Source organism: Streptantibioticus parmotrematis, assembly GCF_019890615.1.
In the GTDB taxonomy this organism is placed as follows: domain Bacteria; phylum Actinomycetota; class Actinomycetes; order Streptomycetales; family Streptomycetaceae; genus Streptantibioticus_D; species Streptantibioticus_D parmotrematis.
The window spans coordinates 22,727-41,589 of the sequence record NZ_JAINVZ010000007.1 but is presented as its reverse complement, the minus strand read 5'-3'; the positions used below and the strand labels follow the sequence as shown (position 1 = coordinate 41,589).

The following is an 18,863-nucleotide window of genomic DNA, read 5'->3' as shown; positions in this document are numbered from 1 at the left end:
GTGACGCGGGCGTGACTCAGCGCCGCGGCGCGTACAGCACCGCGCCGTCCGTCGTGCCGACCGGGCGGTAGTGGGAGCGCAGCAGGTCGCGGAAGCCGGGGATGCGGGACGGGCCGTAGGGCTGGCCGCGCGAGTCGTCGACGATCAGGGCGGGCGGGTGGTCGGCCATCTCGCGGCGGAAGGTGTCCCACGCGCCGGGGACGGCGTACCGCTCCCCCACCTGCGCGCCGCCCCGGCCGCCGCTGAAGTTGGTGAGGAACCCGGCGGTCAGGAAGCGGCTCGCGGGGGCGCGGCCGGCCAGCCAGTACTCCTCCGGGTGCATGCCCCACACCAGCACGCGTGCCCCCGGCGGGGTGTCGCGGCGCACGGCGGCGGCGACGGTGTGCGCGTGGTCCAGATCGGTGCGCGGCGCGGTCAGGCCCCACACCAGGAAGCCGCAGGCGGCCAGCGCGGTCCAGGCGAGGGCGGGACGCCGCCAGCGCGGCCTCCGGCGCAGCGCGGCGGTGCCGAGCAGGACAAGCGGCGGCAGCAGTTGCAGGTAGTAGTGCCCGTAGAACTGGAAACCGGTGACGACGGCGACCAGCGAGGCGGCCAGCCATATCCACAGGTCGGCGTCGGCGAACCGCCGCCCTCCACCACGCCCCCGCAGCAGCAGCGCCACCGGCACCGCGAGCCCGGCGCAGGCCACCAGCAGTATCCCGGCGTTGCCCAGGCCCCGGGCGGCGGCCGTCAGCCACGCCGAGCCGCTGACCGTCGCGTACGAGCCGGAGCCGGTCACCGTCCAGAACAGGAACCGGCCGGGGCCGAGTGCCACGGCCACCGCGGCGAGCGGCAGCACGAAGCCCGCGGCCAGGCCCAGCGCGCCCTTCCGGCGCGCCCGACCCTGCGAGGCGCCGCCGCCCGAGCGCCACAGCATCCACACCACCGGCAGGAGCACCGCGCCGCCGGTCTGCTTGGCCAGCGCGGCACCGGCCACCGCGAGCCCGGCGAGCGTCCAGCGGCGGCGGTCGGCGCACCAGAACGCGGCCGCCGTCCACGGCAGCATGAAGACCTCGAAGGTGGCGGCCTGGGTGTCCTCGGGGGCGAGCCCTATCGACACCAGCAGGTAGCCGAGGCCCGCGACGACCCCGGCCCGGTCCCCCCAGCGGCGCCGGGCGACCGAGGCCAGCAGTGCGGCGGTCACCAAGTGGGCGACGACGGCCAGCGTCCGCACCGGCCACAGCGATCCGGCGCCGAACAGCCCGAACAGGCCCTCGTAGAGCCAGGGGACCAGCGGCGGCTTGCGGTCCACCACGTTCTGGTAGAGCGCCCCGCCGTGCGCCAGCACGCCCGCCTGGGTGGCGAGGAAGCCCTCGTCGGGGTTCCAGACCGGGCGCAGGAAGGACGGCAGGTGGGTGAGGGCGGCGACGGCCGCGAACAGCGGCAGCAGCACGGTCCGGTACCGCCCGCGCCAGGCGGCGGGCCCCTGGGGCCACGACGTCAGCGGTCCCGCGAGCCGTCCCCGCTGCCGGGGCACGGGGGCGTTCCCCCTGCGGGCACCGGCGGTCTCGGAGGCTGCGGGCATGTGTTCCAACGTACCCGGGCGGCGATCACCCCGGAAGGCGGGGCCCGGGGCGCTCGCGGGGGCGCGCGGGGGTCGCCGGGCGACGGAACCGGCCCGGGCTCAGCGCGGCCCGTCCCCGTTCGGCACGAACCTGCCCACGCTCAGCGCGGCCCGCCCGCGTTCAGCCTGCTGTGGCTCCTGCCGTACAGGAAATAGATCACGAAGCCGATCGCCATCCAGATCCCGAACCGCACCCAGGTCTCGCCCGGCAGGTTGATCATCAGCCAGGCCGAGGCGCACACCGACAGCACGGGCACCAGCGGCACCAGCGGAGTGCGGAAGGAGCGCGGCAGGTCGGGGCGGGTACGGCGCAGGACCACCACGCCGATCGCGACCACCACGAACGCGAACAGCGTGCCGATGTTCACCAGCTCCGACAGCTCCGAGATGCTGGTGAACCCGGCGACCACCGCGACCACGAGCCCCAGCAGCAGCGTGGAGCGGTACGGCGTGCCGAAGGCGGGGTGCACCCGGGAGAACATCCGGGGCAGCAGCCCGTCGCGGCTCATCGCGAAGAACACCCGGGTCTGCCCGAGCAGCAGGATCATGCAGACGGCGGTGAGCCCGACCGCGGCGCCGAAGCTGATCACTCCGGCGAAGAACGGCGAGTGGTTGGCCTTGAAGGCGTCCGCGAGCGGTGCCTCGGTCGACAGGTCGGTGTACTTCTGCATCCCGGTGACGACGATGGAGACCGCCACGTACAGCACCGTGCAGATGGCCAGCGAGCCCAGGATGCCGCGCGGCACGTCGCGTTGCGGGTTACGGGTCTCCTCGGCGGCGGTGGCGACGATGTCGAAGCCGATGTACGCGAAGAACACCACGGCCGCCGCGGTGAAGATCCCCCAGACGCCGAAGGTGGTCGGTCGGTAGCCGAAGATCAGCTGCACCAGCGGCGCCCCCAGCCCGCCCTGGGCGCCGGTCGCGCCCTGCGCCGGGGGCACGAAGGGCTGGTAGTTGGAGGACTTGAGGTAGAAGGCGCCGGCGACGATCACGATCAGCACCACGGTGACCTTGACCACCACCACGATCGAGGTGACCCGCGCCGACAGCTTCATGCCGACGACCAGCAGCCCGGTGAGCACCAGCACCAGCAGGAAGGCCAGCAGGTCGAACCCGAACCCGCCGGACCCGCTGGTCCCCGACAGCGAGGCGGGCAGGCTCGCCCCCGCGGTGTCCAGCAGCGAGCGGATGTAGCCGGACCAGCCGACCGCCACCACCGCGCAGCCCAGCGCGAGTTCGAGGATCAGGTCCCAGCCGATGATCCAGGCGGGCAGCTCCCCGATCGAGGCGTACGAGAAGGTGTACGCGGATCCGGCGACCGGCACCGTGGAGGCGAACTCCGCGTAGCACAGGGCGGCCAGCGCGCACACCACGCCGGAGACCACGAAGGACAGCGCGACGGCGGGGCCCGCGTTGGTCTTGGCGACCTGCCCGGTGAGCACGAAGATGCCGGTGCCGATGACCACGCCGACGCCGAAGACGGTCAGGTCCCACGCGGACAGCGACTTGCGCAGCGCGTGCTCGGGCTCCTCGGTGTCCCGGATGGACCGCTCGACCGACTTCGTCCGCAGCACGCCACCGCGGGCACCGCCCCGGGTGCCGGTCGGGGGCTGTGGCGTCTCGGAATCCATCGGCGCACCTCCACGGTCGTCCCGCCCGCCACGTCGTGGCCGTCGAGCGGCCATCTCAGCACCCGGTGGGCCGGGTCACCCGAAAGGGCACGCCTGCGGATACGCCGATGGGCGGGGCGGACCACCTTTTCGGGTGATCCGCCCCGCCCGTCACGCCTTCAGGCGCGGAAGGGGCCCGGCGTCAGTCGCCGACGACCTTGGCCTCCACCTGGTCCTCGCCGTAGCGACCGTCGAGCTTGGCGACCAGGCCGGTGACCTGGCGGGCGATGTCGAGTGCGGTCAGCCCGGCCTCGGCCAGCACCTCCTTGCGGGAGGCGTGGTCGAGGAAGCGCTGCGGGATGCCGAAGTCGCGCAGCGGCACGTCGACGTCCGCGTCGCGCAGGGCCTGGGCGATCGCCGAACCGACGCCGCCGGTGCGGCCGTTGTCCTCGACGGTGACCACGACCCGGTGCCGGGCGGCCAGGCCCGGCAGCGCCTCGTCGACCGGCTTGACCCAGCGTGGGTCGACGACGGTGGACGAGATGCCCTGGGCGTCCAGCAGTTCTGCGGTCTCCAGGCACATCGGGGCCAGCGCGCCGACCGACACCAGCAGCACGTCGGGCCGCTCGGCGCCGCCGGTCGGCTCGCGCAGCACGTCCATGCCGCCGACCCGGCCGACCGCCTCGACGGCGGGGCCCACCGCGCCCTTGGAGTAGCGGACCACGGTCGGCGCGTCGTCCACCGCGACGGCCTCGCGCAGCTGGGCGCGGACCTGGTCGGCGTCGCGCGGCGCGGCGATCCGCAGGCCGGGCACGACCTGGAGGATCGACATGTCCCACATGCCGTTGTGGCTGGCGCCGTCGCTGCCGGTCACCCCGGCCCGGTCGAGGACGAACGTCACGCCGCAGCGGTGCAGCGCGACGTCCATCAGCACCTGGTCGAAGGCGCGGTTGAGGAACGTCGCGTACAGCGCCACCACCGGGTGCAGCCCGCCGGAGGCCAGGCCCGCCGCGGAGACGGCCGCGTGCTGCTCGGCGATGCCGACGTCGTAGACCCGGTCGGGGAACTCCTCGGCGAACCCGGCCAGTCCCACCGGCTGGAGCATGGCCGCCGTGATGGCCACGACGTCCTCGCGCTCCCGGCCGAGCTTGACCATCTCCTCGCCGAAGACCGCGGTCCAGTCCAGGCCGCCGGTGGAGACCGGCAGGCCGGTGTCGGGATGGATCGGGCCGATGCCGTGGAAGCGGTCGGCCTCGTCCTGCTCGGCGGGCTGGTAGCCGCGGCCCTTCTCGGTCAGGCAGTGCACGATGACCGGGCCGCCGAAGCGCTTGGCCCGCTGGAGCGCGGACTCCAGCGCCTCCACGTCGTGGCCGTCGATCGGGCCGACGTACTTCAGGCCCAGGTCCTCGAACATGCCCTGCGGGGCGATGAAGTCCTTCAGTCCCTTCTTGGCGCCGTGCAGCGTCTCGTACAGCGGCTTGCCGAGGACCGGGGTGCGCTCCAGCAGGTCCTTGCCGCGGGCCAGGAAGCGTTCGTAGCCGTCGGTGGTGCGCAGGGTCGCCAGGTGGTTGGCGAGGCCGCCGATGGTGGGGGCGTAGGAGCGCTCGTTGTCGTTGACGACGATGACGAGCGGGCGGTCCTTGGCGGCCGCGATGTTGTTGAGCGCCTCCCAGGCCATGCCGCCGGTCAGCGCGCCGTCACCGATGACCGCGACGACGTGGTCGCCGCGGCCGAGCACCTCGTTGGCCTTGGCCAGGCCGTCGGCCCAGCCGAGCACCGTGGAGGCGTGGCTGTTCTCGATGACGTCGTGGTCGGACTCGGCGCGCGAGGGGTAGCCGGACAGGCCGCCCTTCATCTTCAGCCGGGAGAAGTCCTGGCGGCCGGTGAGGAGCTTGTGCACGTAGGACTGGTGGCCGGTGTCCCACAGCACCTTGTCCTTCGGCGAGTCGAAGACCCGGTGCAGGGCGATGGTCAGCTCGACCACACCGAGGTTGGGCCCGAGGTGGCCGCCGGTCTTGGAGACCGCGTCGACCAGGAACGTGCGGATCTCGGCGGCCAGTTCCACCAGCTGCTCCGGGGTGAACCGGTCGAGGTCGCGCGGTCCCTTGACACGGGTCAGCAACGGCCCCCGCCCGTCGCCCACCACCGCCCTTGGTGGACGCGCTTCGCGCGGCTGAGCCACTAGGCCTCCTAGGTCGTTGGTCTTTCATCCCGAACGAGTCGATCAGCCGAGTCTAATGTTCCGCTACCGGTGCCGCCGTCCGGGATGGGCGATGTAGGTCACCCGAGTGACGGTGCCCACAGTTGTGCCCGGCCGCCGGGGTCGGGTCCGGCGGCCGGGCACGGGCTGTCACGGGCGCGAGCGGCCCGCTGCGGACGCGGTCAGGCGCGTCCGGAGTTCTTCTGGGTCCTGCGGGAGACCGAGTCGACCACGACCGCCGCCAGCAGCACCGCGCCGGTGATCATGTACTGGATCGCGGTGTTGAGGTTGAGGATGTACATGCCCTGCTGGATGGAGACGATGACCAGCGCGCCCAGCAGCGCCGACCAGGTCTTGCCGCGGCCGCCGAAGAGGCTGGTGCCGCCGATGACGGCCGCCGCGATCGCGTTCATCAGGGTGTTGCCGCCGCCCTGGGTGGACTGCGCGGAGTTGACCTGGCCGGCCAGGAACATGCCGCCGACCGCGGCCATGGTGCCGGCGAGGCCGAAGACCGAGATGCGGATCCACGCCACGTTGATGCCGGCCCGGCGGGCGGCCTCGATGCCGCCGCCGACCGCGAAGATCTGGCGGCCGTAGGTGGTGCGGCGCAGCATCAGGTCGAAGCCCACGACGACGAGCAGGAAGAGCAGCAGGCACAGCGGCAGGCCCTCGGCCTGGTTGAGCACCCACGCGGCGACGAACGCCACGATCGCGAGGGCGGCGGTCTTGATGCCGATGTCCAGCATCGGACGGGACGGCACCCCGGCCTTGCGGCGGCGGTTCGCCTCCCACAGCGAGGAGCCCAGGTACAGCAGCACGGCGATCAGCGCCAGCCCGTACGCGAACGCCACGTCGGCGAACGTGTAGTTGTAGAGGTTGTACAGCAGGCCGCCGGACTGGAGGTTGATGGTGCCGTTCTTGCCCAGCACCCAGAGCATGGCGCCGTTCCAGGCCAGGAAGCCGGCCAGGGTGACGACGAACGCGGGCACGCCGACCTTGGCGAAGAAGAAGCCCTGCAACGCGCCGATCGCGGTGCCGGTGAGGATGCCCAGCACCAGCGCGAGCCCCTGCGGCACGCCGTGGTTGACGCTGAGCACCGCGAAGACGGCGCCGGCCAGGCCGCTGACGTAGGAGACCGACAGGTCGATCTCGCCGAGCAGCAGCACGAAGACGATGCCGACGGCGATCATGCCGACGCCCACCACGTTGAACGCGATGGTGGACAGGTTGTTCGCCGACAGGAAGGTGGAGTTCAGGCCCTGGAAGACGCCCCAGATGATGACCAGGGCGGCGATGACCGGCATCGAGCCGAGGTCGCCGCTGCGCACCCGGCGCCGGAACTCGGTCAGGTAGCCGGCCAGGCCCTGTTCCCTGACCAGCAGCCGCGGGTCGACCGCGACGATGGCGTCGGCGGCGGGCGGGGGCGCGGCGACCTCGTCCTCGGTGGCGGCCGGCGGGGCGGCCTTGGTGAGGTCCGGGTTGTCAGTGCTCACTTGTCTGCCTCCGCGGAGCGCGCCTGACGGCGGGTCACGGCGTTGTCCGTGGCGCCGGTGATGGCGGAGATGATCTGTTCCTGGCTGGTCGTCTTCACGTCGAACACGCCGTTGTTGCGGCCCAGCCGCAGGATCGCGACGCGGTCGGCGACCGCCTTGACGTCCACCATGTTGTGGCTGATGAGGATGACCGCGAGGCCGCGTTCGCGCAGCCGTTCGACCAGGTCGAGCACCTGGGCGGTCTGCTCCACGCCCAGCGCGGCGGTCGGCTCGTCGAGGATGACGAGCTTGGGCTCGCCGATCAGCGAGCGGGCGATGGCCACGGTCTGGCGCTGGCCGCCGGACAGCGACGCGATCGGGATGCGCACGCTGGGGATGCGGATGGAGAGGGTGTGCAGCAGTTCGCGGGACCGCTTCTCCATCTCGACCTCGTCCAGCACCCCGACCCGGCGGATCTCCCGGCCGAGGAAGAGGTTCTGCACCACGTCGAGGTTGTCGCACAGGGCGAGGTCCTGGTACACGGTCGCGATGCCGAGGGCCTGGGCGTCGTGCGGCCGGCCGATGCTGACCCGCTTGCCCTCCCACTCGATCGCGCCTTCGTCGATCGGGTGGACTCCCGCGATCGTCTTGACCAGGGTGGACTTTCCGGCGCCGTTGTCGCCCACCAGGGCGACCACCTCACCGGCATGGATCTCCAGTTCGACATCGGTCAGCGCCTGTACGGCGCCGAACCGCTTGGAGACCCCGCGCAACGCCAGCACGGGCGTAGCGGACACGTGAACCATCTCCTTCGCCGCCTGACCGGCGGGTGCCGCGCCGGTCGTGGCGGCGCGGTGGGTTGTGCGAGACAAGGGCATGAGGTCGCGCCCCGCGGTCGCGTGGCGTGGGCCATGTCCATCATCCGTCCGGCGCCCGTTCCCGGCAGCGGGGTGTCGGGTGGGAACGGGACGCCGGAGGGGTCTTTTCGGACGGCCGGGGCCGGTCAGCGACCGGGCCCACGCCGGGACGGGACTACGACAGGCCGATCTTGGAGCAGGCCGAGGCGTACTGCCCGGCGCAGATCTGCGAGACCGTGTACAGGCCGCCGTCGATGACGGTCTGCTTGACGTTCTTCTGGGTCAGCACCTGGGTCGCGATCAGCTTGGACGGGATGTCCTTGTTGGTGGCGCTGCTCTGGCTGTCGGGGGCGACGTCGGAGACGGACTTGCCGGTGGCCAGGTCGACCGCCATCTCAGCGGCGGTGTTGGCCTCGTCGCGGTACGGCTTGTAGATGGTGAAGGCCTGGGTGCCGGCCACCACCCGCTGGACGCCGTCCAGCTGCGAGTCCTGGCCGCTGACCGGGGGCAGCGGGCTGACGTGCGCGGACTGCAGGGCCGAGATGACACCGGCGGCCATGCCGTCGTTGGCCGAGTAGATGGCCGCGATGTTCTTGGCGCCGATGCGGGCGATCGCGCCGGAGACCTCGCTGTTGGCGTTGTTGGCGAGCCAGCCGTTGGTGTCGTACTCGGCGGCGATCTTCACCTTGCCGTCCAGCACCTTGTGGGCGCCGGCCTTGAACTGCGCGGCGTTCGGGTCGCCCTTGTCGCCGTCGACCATGACGATCTGGCTGCTCGGGGTGGCCTTGGAGCCCATCGCGGCGAGCAGGGCCTGGCCCTGCTGCTCGCCGACCTTCTCGTTGTCGAAGGAGGTGTAGGCGTCCACCGGGCCCTGGGCCAGGCGGTCGTACGCGACGATCTTGACGCCCTTGTCGTGGGCCTTCTGGACCGAGGGCTGGATCGCCTTGTAGTCCACCGCGTCAAGGATGATCACCTTGTCGCCGTCGTTGATCAGCGTGTCGACCTGCTGCTGCTGGGTGTTGGCGTTCTGAGCGGCGTTCTCGTAGTCGACCTGGCACTTCGGGCACAGCTGCTTGAGCTTCGCTTCGAGCATCGGCTTGTCGTACGCCTCGTAGCGGGCGGTCTGGTTCTCCGGCAGCGCGATGCCGATCCGGAAGCCCTTGCTGACGCTGGCGGCGCCGGAGTTGCTGCTGCCCGCCTTGCCGCACGCGGCCATGGTGGCGGCCATCGAGACCGTGGCCGCGGCGATGACGACACGACGCAGAGTGGTGTTCACGGGGTACCTCCCTGACAGGGCCGCAACGTTGCGACCGAGGTGAACGTGAGTCAACTCTCACCTCATGATGCCGTCAAGAAGTAAATTATTAACGAGATGACAACGACACGCCTTGTTATCTATCTGAACGCGAGCGTCGCCGGAGCAGACTCTGTCAAAAGCGTCGAATCGCCCATCTCGCTGAGCACCAGCGCCAGCGCGCCCAGCACTTCGGCGCGACCGCCCAACGCGCCGGGGACCACCGCGAGCTGGCGCGCGGCGCTCGGGATCGCGTAACGCGAGACGGATTCGCGGATCGGTCCGAGCACCAGCTCACCGGCCTCCGCGAGGTCGCCGCCGAGCACCACCCGGCTGGGGTTGAGCACGTTGCACAGGTTCGCCACGCCCATGCCGACGTGCCGGCCGACGTCGGCGATGACCCGGCGGCAGCCCGGGTCGCCCTCGCGGGCCAGCTGCACCATGCGCGGCACGGTCAGGTCGGGGCCGTGGCTGCCGCGCAGCAGCTCCAGCACGTAGCGGGCGGCGGTGAAGGTCTCCAGGCAGCCGCGGTTGCCGCAGCGGCAGACCGGTCCCGACTCGTCCAGCGTGATGTGGCCGATCTCGCCCGCGGTGCCGCCCGGGCCGCGGTAGATGCGGCCGTTGATCACCAGACCGGCGCCCACGCCGCTGGCCACCTTGATGTACGCGAGGTCCTTCACCCCGCGCCCGCCGCCCCAGACCAGTTCGCCGAGCGCGCCGAGGTTGGCGTCGTTGTCGACGTGGACCGGCATGCCGAGGCGGCCGGACAGTTCCTCGCGCGGGTTGATGCCGCCCCACCCGGGCAGGATCGCGGTGGAGCCGAGCACCCCGGTGGCGACGTCTATCGGGCCGGGCACGCCGAGGCCGACGCCGATGACCTTGTCGACGCCGATGCCGGTGGCCGCGATCAGGCGGCCGACGAGTTCCTCGGCGCGGTCGAAGCCCTGCGCGGCGGAGGCGTCCACGTCGATCGGCTCGGTCTGCTCGGCCAGCACCTGGTGGGCCAGGTTGCCGACGGCGACGCGCAGGTGGGAGTGGCCGAAGTCGACGCCGACGACGATGCCCGCGTCACCGGAGAGCGAGACGCTGCGGGCCCGCCTGCCGCCCGAGGAGGTGGGGGTGACCTGCACCGTCCCGTTGTCGCGCAGCTCGCGGACGATGTTGGAGACGGTGGCCGCGGACAGCCCGGTGGTACGGGCGATCTCCGCCTGGGTGAGCGAGCCCGCGAGCCGGACCGCGCGGACCACGCGCTCCAGGTTGGCCCGGTGCAGGGACGACTGCGATCCCGGAGTCTCCGCGTGCATCACGTACATCCACTCCTGCCTCGGCAGGCAGCACGACGACCGCCCGACGGGACGGGGCCGCGACCGTGAGACCCCGTCGTCTACAACATGTGAACTCTAAGCAGAGCCGCAGGGGTTGTGTCCCGTCAAGGGATAGACCGGCACCAACCCCGGATGATCACACATCGTACGCAGTACGGGAACGGCTCGCCCATCCGGGCGATATGTCGGAAAGGTCCCCGTTGAAGAAGTGGACGAAGCCTGAACGGCTTGGCGCGGTTACGTCCCGCTTCCGGCGCCCGGGCCTACTTCAGCGTGCCCGCGGTCAGGCCCGCCTGGACCTGGCGCTGGAAGGACAGGTAGACCACCAGCACGGGCACCATGGCGATGGTCATCCCGGCGAAGAGGGCGGGCATGTCGTTCTTGTACCCGGACTGGAACATCAGATTGACCAGTCCCTGGGTGAGCACCGAGCGGTCGGGATCGGTGCCGGACTGCTTCTGCATCAGGGTCAGCGGCAGGATGTACTGGTTCCACTGCCCCAGCACGTTGAAGATCCCCACGCTGACCAGCCCCGGCTTCGCCAGTGGCATCATGACCTGGAAGAACGCCCGGGTGTGCGAGCAGCCGTCGAGCATCGCGGCCTCGTGCAGCGCGGTCGGCAGCGTGCGGAAGAACGCGTACATGAAGAAGACCGTGAACGGCATCGAGTACGCGACGTAGACCAGGATCAGCCCCTGGTAGGTGTTGAGCATGCCGAAGTTCTTCAGCATGAAGAACAGCGGCACCAGCGCCAGGTACGGCGGGAACATCGCACCGGCCACGAAGAAGAAGTACAGCGCCCGGTTGCCCCGGAACTCGTAGCGGGCCAGCACGTACGCGGCCATCGAGCCGAAGAGCATGGTGAGGCCGACCGAGAAGACCAGCACGATCGCGGTGTGCAGCAGGAAGCCGCCCACCCCCTTGTCCCACGCGCGCTGGAAGGCGCCGAACGACCAGTCGGCGGGCCAGGTCCAGGCGCTGCCGCCGATCTGCGCGTCGGTCTTGAACGATCCCAGCACCACCCAGAGGATCGGCAGCACGATCAGCACGGCCCACAGCGCGAGGAAGCCGTGCGAGAAGACGTTGAGGACCCGGCCGGAGTCGGCGAACCGCTCCTGTTGCGAGGCGCGGCGCGGGCCGGCGGACGAACGGGGGCCGTCCACGCCCTCGATGGGGTCCTTGATCGGCGTACTCATGGTTCCAGCCCCGCTCAGAACTCGATGCGCTCTCGGCGGGTGACCCGCAGCGCGAAGACCGACACGACGAGGGTGATGAGCAGGATGACGACGCCCATGGCGCAGGCGTATCCGCTCTTTCCGTAGAAGAGGAAGTTGCGCATCAGGTAGGTGGACAGCACCTCGCTGTGGTAATCGGGGCCGCCGCCGTAGGCGGTGCCCGGGGTGAGGGTGGAGACCAGGGCGAAGAAGTCCATGGCGGCGATGGCCAGATAGACCCAGGCGGTCTGCACGCTGTCCCACAGCAGGGGCATCGTGACCCGGAAGAAGGTCTGTCCCCGGCCCGCGCCGTCCAGCAGCGCGGCCTCGAAGACCTCCCGGGGGATGGACTGCATGGCGGCGGAGAAGAGCACCAGGTAGAAGCCGACGCCCTGCCACACCACGATGGCCAGCAGGCACCACAGCACGGTGCCGGGGTCGTTGAGCCACTCGATGGGATTCTGCGGGTTCTCCAGGCCGATCTTCACCAGGATGCCGTTGAGCAGGCCGCCGCTGTCGCTGCGGTAGACCGCCTCGAAGAGCACCGCGAGGATCGCCACCGACAGCACCTGCGGGAAGAAGAACACCACACGGTAGAAGCCCGAGCCGCGAACTCCCTGCACTCCCCCGGTCGTTCCGCGTCCGCCGACGTTCAGCATGAACGCGAAGAACAGCGCGAGCAGGATGGTGATCACCGGCAGGAAGACCAGCAACAGCACGTTGTGCAGCAGCGCTTCGCGGAAGACGGTGTCGCCGAAGAGCGTGGTGTAGTTCTTCAGCCCGACGAAGTGCATCGTCTGCGACTCGCCCGACCAGTCGGTGAGCGAGTAGCCGAAGGTCTGGATGTACGGCCACACCATCAGGACCGTGTAGAGCACCACGGGCACGAAGAGGAATCCCACGATGAACGGGTACTTGCGGTGTCGCATGGCTCCTGCCCGGTCTCGGCGGCGGTGGCGGCACGCGGTGGGCGCGTGCCGCCACCGGTGACGGTGTGTGCGGCGGACGGGTCAGGACCCGCCCTTGGCCGCCTTCTGGGCGGAGGCCTTGACCGTCTTCAGCCACTGGTCGGGCTTCATGCGGTTGGCCATCAGCTCGGCGCTGGCGTTGTCCATGTCGGTGGCGAACGCGCTGTAGTCGGTGACGTAGGTCGGGTTGAAGACGTTGGCACCGGCCGCCTTCAGCGCGGTGACCGTGGACTGGGTGCCGGGGCGCAGCTTGACGCTGGGGTCCACGCCGTCCTTGACCACGGTGAGCGAGTTGGCGGCCTGGGCGAAGGCGGTGGCGCCCTTCTTGCTGAGCATCAGCCGCATGAACTCCATGCCACCGGCCGCGTTCTTCGCCTGCCGGGGCACGATGTACGGCTCGTTGGCGCCGCCGCGGATGGCCTGGAAGGGCATCTTGTCACCGGACAACGATGGCATCGGCATGAACGTCATCTCGAAGTCCGAGGGCGTCGCCTTGAGTTGCTCGTTCTCCAGCCAGGCGCCGCACGGGATGAACGCGGCCTTGTACTGGTTCCAGGCGGTCTGCGACTCGATGTGCGTCATGCCGTTGGTGCCCGGCAGCAGGTAGTCCTTCTGCACGATCTCGTAGATCGCCTCGATGGCGTTGCGCGCCGGGTCCTCGTCCCAGATCGTGGGGTCCATCTTGTCGATCCGGGTGAGGAAGTCGGTGCCGCCGTTCTTGATGGCCAGGTCCATGATGGCCACGTCGATGTAGTACGGGTACTTGCCCTGGTGGGCGAAGGGCGCGACACCGGCCTTCTTGATCTCGGCGCCCAGCGAGATGAAGTCGTCCCAGGTCTTCGGCTCGCTCCAGCCGTGCTGCTTGAACAGCTTGCCGGAGTACCACAGGCCGAAGACCGTGTAGACGTACTGGAGGGTGACGAACTTGCCGTTCACCGTGCCGAGGTCGACGGTGCCCGGCATGAGGATGTCGCTCACCTTCTTGCTCGGGTCGTCCACCGAGGGCGCCTGGAGCAGCGGGGTGAGGTCGGTCAGCTGGCCGGCCTTCTCCAGCACGTCCAGCTTGATCTGCTGGTTGCCGGAGTCGTCGATGATGTCCGGCGGGTCGCCCGCGTTGAGGCGGGGCTGCACCAGGCCGGTGATGTTCTGGGTGGCCGTGTGGGAGACCTTGGCCTTGGGGTGCTCGGTGCGGTACATCGCCTCGAAGCGCTTGGCGTAGTCGTCGCCGAAGCCGCCGTCGAAGATGACCACGTCCAGGGGTGCCGTCTCCACGACGCCGAACGGATTGGTGGCGGTCTTGGTGCCGTTCTCCTGCTTGGTGCCGCCGCCGCTCGACGCGCAGCCGCTCAGCAGGCCCGCGGCCGGCACCGCGACGATGCCCAGTGCTGCCGCGCGCTGGATGAGGCCACGGCGGCTGAGCCGGTTGGGCTCACTGGTCGATCCCATGCTCAAGTCCTCGCTTTCTCCAGGACTCAGGCGGTGCACCGGATCCCTCGCCGGTTACCGCTGTTGGCTGAAGCTGGTGGAACGACGGCCGTTGAACGCGGACAGGTATAGTCCACTCTTCATGTACAGGGCAAGATCGAGTGCGCCTTCACGCGGGAAGCTTTCCCGGGTTGTGACCTCCTTCCGTCAGAAGATACGGAAAAGGCCGCACCCCGCACTACGCGGGATGCGGCCTTTCCGCACTTTTTCCTGCTGGTGGACGCGTTACTTCCGGATCAGCGACCGCAGGACGTACTGCATGATGCCGCCGTTGCGGTAGTAGTCCGCCTCACCCGGCGTGTCGATGCGCACCACGGCGTCGAACTCGACACCGGTGTCGGTGGACACCTTCAGGGTGCGCGGGGTGGTGCCGTCGTTGAGCTGGGTGACCCCGGTGATGGAGAAGGTCTCCTCGCCGGTCAGGCCCAGCGACTGCGCCGAGGCGCCCTCGGGGAACTGCAGCGGCAGCACGCCCATGCCGATGAGGTTCGAGCGGTGGATGCGCTCGTAGGACTCGGCGATGACGGCCTTGACGCCCAGCAGCGCGGTGCCCTTGGCCGCCCAGTCGCGGGACGAGCCGGAGCCGTACTCCTTGCCGGCCAGGATGACCAGCGGGATGCCGGCCGCCTGGTAGTTCTGCGACGCGTCGTAGATGAACGAGACCGGGCCGTCCTCGACGGTGAAGTCGCGGGTGTAGCCGCCCTCGGTGCCCGGCGCGATCTGGTTGCGCAGGCGGATGTTGGCGAACGTGCCGCGGATCATCACCTCGTGGTTGCCGCGCCGCGAGCCGTAGGAGTTGAAGTCGCGGCGCTCCACACCGTGCTCGGTGAGGTACTTGCCGGCCGGGGTGTCGGCCTTGATGGCACCGGCCGGGGAGATGTGGTCGGTGGTGACCGAGTCGCCCAGCTTGGCCAGCACCCGGGCGTCGGCGATGTCCTCGACCGGGGACGGGTCCATCGCCATGCCCTCGAAGTACGGGGGCTTGCGCACGTAGGTGGACTGCGGGTCCCACTCGAAGGTGTTGCCGGTCGGGATCGGCAGCGACTGCCACTGGGCGTCGCCCGCGAAGACGTCGCTGTAGGAGGTGGCGAACATGTCCTGGCCGATCGCGGAGGCGACGACCTCGTTGACCTCCTGCTCGGACGGCCAGATGTCGGCCAGGTGCACCGGGTTGCCCTCGGTGTCGGTGCCCAGCGCGTCCTTGGTGATGTCCACCTTCATGGAGCCCGCGATGGCGTACGCGACGACCAGCGGCGGGGAGGCCAGGTAGTTCATCTTGACGTCGGGGTTGATCCGGCCCTCGAAGTTGCGGTTGCCGGAGAGCACCGAAGTGACCGCCAGGTCCGCCTCGTTGACCGCCTTGGAGACCTCCTCCGGCAGCGGGCCGGAGTTGCCGATGCAGGTGGTGCAGCCGTAGCCGACCAGGTTGAAGCCCAGCTTGTCCAGGTACGGGGTGAGCCCGGCGCGGTCGTAGTAGTCCATGACGACCTTGGAGCCCGGGGCCAGCGTGGTCTTCACCCACGGCTTGCGGGTCAGGCCCTTCTCCACCGCCTTCTTGGCCACCAGCGCGGCGGCGACCATGACGTACGGGTTGGAGGTGTTGGTGCACGAGGTGATCGCGGCGACGGTGACGGCGCCGTGGTCGATCTCGTACGCCGAGCCGTCGGGGGCGGTGACCTGGGTCGGCTTGGTGGGCGTGCCGTTGGAGACCGCGGGGGCGTCGGAGGCCGGGAAGGACTCCTTGCCCGCCTCGTCGAGGTCGGACTCCGTGACGTACGCCTTCACGTCCTGGGCGAACTGCTGGGCGGCCTCGGCCAGGACGATGCGGTCCTGCGGGCGCTTGGGGCCGGCGATGGAGGGGACGACCGTGGAGAGGTCCAGCTCCAGCTTCTCGGAGAAGTCCGGCTCGGCGGCCGGGTCGAGCCACAGGCCCTGCTCCTTGGCGTACGCCTCGACGAGCGCGAGCTGCTGCTCGGGGCGGCCGGTGAGCTTGAGGTAGTTGATCGTCTCGACGTCGATCGGGAAGATCGCGGCGGTCGAGCCGAACTCCGGCGACATGTTGCCGATGGTGGCGCGGTTGGCCAGCGGGACGGAGGAGACGCCCTCGCCGTAGAACTCCACGAACTTGCCGACCACACCGTGCTTGCGCAGCATCTCGGTGATGGTCAGGACCAGGTCGGTGGCGGTGGTGCCGGTGGGCAGGGTGCCGGTGAGCTTGAAGCCGACGACGCGCGGGATGAGCATCGAGACCGGCTGGCCGAGCATCGCGGCCTCGGCCTCGATGCCGCCGACGCCCCAGCCCAGCACGCCGAGGCCGTTGACCATGGTGGTGTGCGAGTCGGTGCCGACCAGGGTGTCGGGGTAGGCCTGGCCGTTCCGGACCATGACCGTGCGGGCCAGGTGCTCGATGTTGACCTGGTGGACGATGCCGGTGCCGGGCGGGACGACCTTGAACTCGTCGAACGCGGTCTGGCCCCAGCGCAGGAACTGGTAGCGCTCCTTGTTGCGGCCGTACTCCAGCTCCACGTTCTGCGCGAACGCGTCCGGGGTGCCGAAGCGGTCGGCGATGACGGAGTGGTCGATGACCAACTCGGCCGGGGCCAGCGGGTTGATCTTCGCCGGGTCGCCGCCCAGCTCCTTGACCGCCTCGCGCATGGTGGCGAGGTCGACCACGCAGGGCACGCCGGTGAAGTCCTGCATGATCACACGGGCGGGGGTGAACTGGATCTCCTGGCTGGGCTGGGCCTGCGAGTCCCAGCCGCCCAGCGCGCGGATGTGGTCGGCGGTGATGTTGGCGCCGTCCTCGGTGCGCAGCAGGTTCTCCAGCAGCACCTTCAGGCTGTAGGGCAGGCGGGCGGAGCCCTCGACCTTGTCCAGCCGGAAGATCTCGTACGACTCGTCGCCCACGCGCAGCGTGCTGCGGGCGTCGAAGCTGTTCGCCGACACGACAGTCTCCTTATGCATGATCCAGCGCGTACCACAGCAATCCTGCCGCCGCAGGTCCCCGCCGATCCGCTAAGGTGTGCCTAAGTTAGGGTCACCTTACTGGCGCGACAGCGGTACGCCCCTGTGTAGATATCTCGATGTCGAGATAACTCTAGTACATCACCGCCGGTCGGTCATGCCTCGATCCCGGTGGGCTGGCTCACGCCGGGCGGGGCGGGGCGTCACCGGGCAGGGCGGTGCCGGGTCGCCCGGGCGGGGCAGGGCCGGTCACCTGAATGGCCGCGCTGGAGTGGCCCCAAGTCGGTCACATCTCATATCTGAGATAGCCTGTCCCCATGGCAGACGACTACCTCGTACGCATCGGCAAGCTCATCCGTGACGCCCGGCAACACCGTGGTTGGACGCAGTCGCAGCTCGCAGAGGCCCTGGGGACCAGCCAGAGTGCCGTCAACCGCATCGAGCGGGGCAACCAGAACATCAGCCTTGAGATGATCGCCCGCATCGGGGAAGCCCTCGACAGCGAGATCGTCTCCCTCGGCTACGCCGGCCCCATGCACCTGCGCGTCGTCGGCGGGCGCAGCCTGTCCGGTTCGATCGACGTCAAGACGAGCAAGAACGCCTGCGTGGCCCTGCTGTGCGCGTCGCTGCTCAACGCCGGGCGCACCACGCTGCGCCGCGTCGCCCGCATCGAAGAGGTCTTCCGCATCCTGGAGGTCCTCAACTCCATCGGCGTGCGCACCCGTTGGATCAACGACGGCAACGACCTGGAGATCGTGCCGCCCGCGCAGCTGGACCTGGACGCGATGGACACCGAGGCGGCGCGCCGCACCCGCAGCGTCATCATGTTCCTCGGCCCGCTGATGCACCGCACCAACCGCTTCCGCATCCCGTACGCGGGCGGCTGCGACCTGGGCACCCGCACCGTGCACCCGCACATGGCGGCGCTGCGCCACTTCGGCCTCGAAGTCACCGCCACCACCGGCTCGTACCACGCCGAGGTCGACCGCTCCTTCGCCCCGCGCCGCCCGATCGTGCTGACCGAGCGCGGCGACACGGTGACCGAGAACGCGCTGCTGGCCGCCGCCCGCCACCCCGGGGTGAGCGTGATCCGCAACGCCAGCTCCAACTACATGGTGCAGGACCTGTGCTTCTTCCTGGAGCAGTTGGGCGTGCGGGTCGACGGCATCGGCACCACGACGCTGACCGTGCACGGCCTGGCGAGCATCGACCGCGACGTGGACTACTCGCCGTCCGAGGACCCGGTCGAGGCGATGAGCCTGATCGCCGCCGCGGTGGTCACCTCCTCGGAGCTGACGGTGCGCCGGGTGCCGATCGAGTTCCTGGAGATCGAGCTCGCGGTGCTGGAGGAGATGGGCCTCGACCACGAGCGCAGCGCGGAGTACCCGGCCGACAACGGCCGCACCCGGCTGATCGACCTGACGGTGCGCCCGTCGAAGCTGCGCGCGCCGCTGGACAAGATCCACCCGATGCCGTTCCCCGGCCTGAACATCGACAACGTGCCGTTCTTCGCGGCCATCGCGGCGACCGCGCAGGGTTCGACGCTGATCCACGACTGGGTCTACGACAACCGCGCGATCTACCTGACCGAACTGACCCGCCTGGGCGCGGGCGTCAAGCTGCTCGATCCGCACCGGGTGCTGGTCGAGGGCCCGACGCGCTGGCGCTCCGCGGAGATGATGTGCCCGCCGGCCCTGCGCCCCGCGGTGGTCGTCCTGCTGGCGATGCTGGCCGCCGAGGGCACGTCGGTCCTGCGCAACGTCTACGTCATCAACCGCGGTTACGAGGAACTGGCGGAACGCCTCAACTCGATCGGCGCGCAGATCGAGACGTTCCGGGACATCTGAGGCCCTGTCAGGCTCCGCCTTCGT

General features: G+C 70.0%; 12 protein-coding genes. 1 reads left to right on the top strand and 11 read right to left on the bottom strand.

Translation table 11 applies throughout. The features are described from left to right. Nucleotides 1-16: 16 nt before the first annotated feature. The 11 genes from K7472_RS12755 to acnA all read right to left on the bottom strand — a co-directional run bounded on the left by K7472_RS12755 (nt 17) and on the right by acnA (nt 16,974). Complete coding sequence (locus tag K7472_RS12755; protein ID WP_222977270.1) at nt 17-1,564, bottom strand: glycosyltransferase family 39 protein; 1,548 nt, start codon at nt 1,562-1,564, stop codon at nt 17-19. A gap of 140 nt (nt 1,565-1,704) precedes the next feature. Then, nucleotides 1,705-3,234 carry an amino acid permease gene (locus K7472_RS12750; RefSeq protein ID WP_222977268.1) on the bottom strand — a complete coding sequence of 510 codons (1,530 nt, stop codon included), beginning with the start codon at nt 3,232-3,234 and terminating at the stop codon, nt 1,705-1,707. A 181-nt stretch (nt 3,235-3,415) separates the two neighbouring features. Continuing rightward, a complete protein-coding gene (gene dxs, locus K7472_RS12745) occupies nt 3,416-5,395 on the bottom strand; it encodes a 1-deoxy-D-xylulose-5-phosphate synthase (protein WP_222977267.1) in 1,980 nt (659 codons plus the stop codon). A 200-nt stretch (nt 5,396-5,595) separates the two neighbouring features. Then, entirely contained in the window at nt 5,596-6,906 is a 1,311-nt protein-coding gene (locus K7472_RS12740) for a sugar ABC transporter permease (RefSeq protein WP_222977266.1), read from the bottom strand. Then, nucleotides 6,903-7,691, bottom strand: a complete 789-nt coding sequence (locus tag K7472_RS12735; RefSeq protein WP_222977265.1) for an ATP-binding cassette domain-containing protein — start codon at nt 7,689-7,691, stop codon at nt 6,903-6,905. The genes K7472_RS12740 and K7472_RS12735 overlap by 4 nt, the downstream gene beginning before the upstream one ends. Before the next feature lie 226 nt (nt 7,692-7,917). Beyond that, the gene (locus K7472_RS12730) at nt 7,918-9,018 is read right to left on the bottom strand and encodes a sugar ABC transporter substrate-binding protein (protein ID WP_222977261.1); all 1,101 of its coding nucleotides are present in this window, start codon (nt 9,016-9,018) and stop codon (nt 7,918-7,920) included. A 119-nt stretch (nt 9,019-9,137) separates the two neighbouring features. Continuing rightward, nucleotides 9,138-10,340 carry an ROK family transcriptional regulator gene (locus K7472_RS12725; RefSeq protein WP_222977640.1) on the bottom strand — a complete coding sequence of 401 codons (1,203 nt, stop codon included), beginning with the start codon at nt 10,338-10,340 and terminating at the stop codon, nt 9,138-9,140. A 284-nt stretch (nt 10,341-10,624) separates the two neighbouring features. Continuing rightward, nucleotides 10,625-11,557, bottom strand: a complete 933-nt coding sequence (locus K7472_RS12720; RefSeq protein ID WP_222977259.1) for a carbohydrate ABC transporter permease — start codon at nt 11,555-11,557, stop codon at nt 10,625-10,627. Nucleotides 11,558-11,571: 14 nt separating this feature from the next. Then, nucleotides 11,572-12,504 (bottom strand): carbohydrate ABC transporter permease, encoded by a 933-nt coding sequence (locus tag K7472_RS12715; protein WP_222977257.1) that lies wholly within the window; start codon nt 12,502-12,504, stop codon nt 11,572-11,574. Between the two features lie 81 nt (nt 12,505-12,585). After that, nucleotides 12,586-13,989, bottom strand: coding sequence for an N-acetylglucosamine/diacetylchitobiose ABC transporter substrate-binding protein (gene ngcE, locus K7472_RS12710; protein WP_222977256.1), 1,404 nt, complete (start codon nt 13,987-13,989; stop codon nt 12,586-12,588). A gap of 264 nt (nt 13,990-14,253) precedes the next feature. Continuing rightward, nucleotides 14,254-16,974 (bottom strand): aconitate hydratase AcnA, encoded by a 2,721-nt coding sequence (gene acnA / locus K7472_RS12705; RefSeq protein ID WP_308013883.1) that lies wholly within the window; start codon nt 16,972-16,974, stop codon nt 14,254-14,256. A 335-nt stretch (nt 16,975-17,309) separates the two neighbouring features. Between acnA and K7472_RS12700 the strand changes: the two genes are divergently transcribed. After that, a complete protein-coding gene (locus K7472_RS12700) occupies nt 17,310-18,839 on the top strand; it encodes a helix-turn-helix domain-containing protein (protein WP_222977254.1) in 1,530 nt (509 codons plus the stop codon). Nucleotides 18,840-18,863 lie beyond the last annotated feature (24 nt).

Bases quoted from the DNA above. Each gene is read 5' to 3' on its own strand.
- K7472_RS12725 (WP_222977640.1), bottom strand. From the start codon at position 10,340: ATGCACGCGGAGACTCCGGGATCGCAGTCGTCCCTGCACCGGGCCAAC.
- K7472_RS12755 (WP_222977270.1), bottom strand. From the start codon at position 1,564: ATGCCCGCAGCCTCCGAGACCGCCGGTGCCCGCAGGGGGAACGCCCCC.
- K7472_RS12715 (WP_222977257.1), bottom strand. From the start codon at position 12,504: ATGCGACACCGCAAGTACCCGTTCATCGTGGGATTCCTCTTCGTGCCC.
- ngcE (WP_222977256.1), bottom strand. From the start codon at position 13,989: ATGGGATCGACCAGTGAGCCCAACCGGCTCAGCCGCCGTGGCCTCATC.
- K7472_RS12735 (WP_222977265.1), bottom strand. From the start codon at position 7,691: ATGGTTCACGTGTCCGCTACGCCCGTGCTGGCGTTGCGCGGGGTCTCC.
- K7472_RS12720 (WP_222977259.1), bottom strand. From the start codon at position 11,557: ATGAGTACGCCGATCAAGGACCCCATCGAGGGCGTGGACGGCCCCCGT.
- K7472_RS12750 (WP_222977268.1), bottom strand. From the start codon at position 3,234: ATGGATTCCGAGACGCCACAGCCCCCGACCGGCACCCGGGGCGGTGCC.
- K7472_RS12700 (WP_222977254.1), top strand. From the start codon at position 17,310: ATGGCAGACGACTACCTCGTACGCATCGGCAAGCTCATCCGTGACGCC.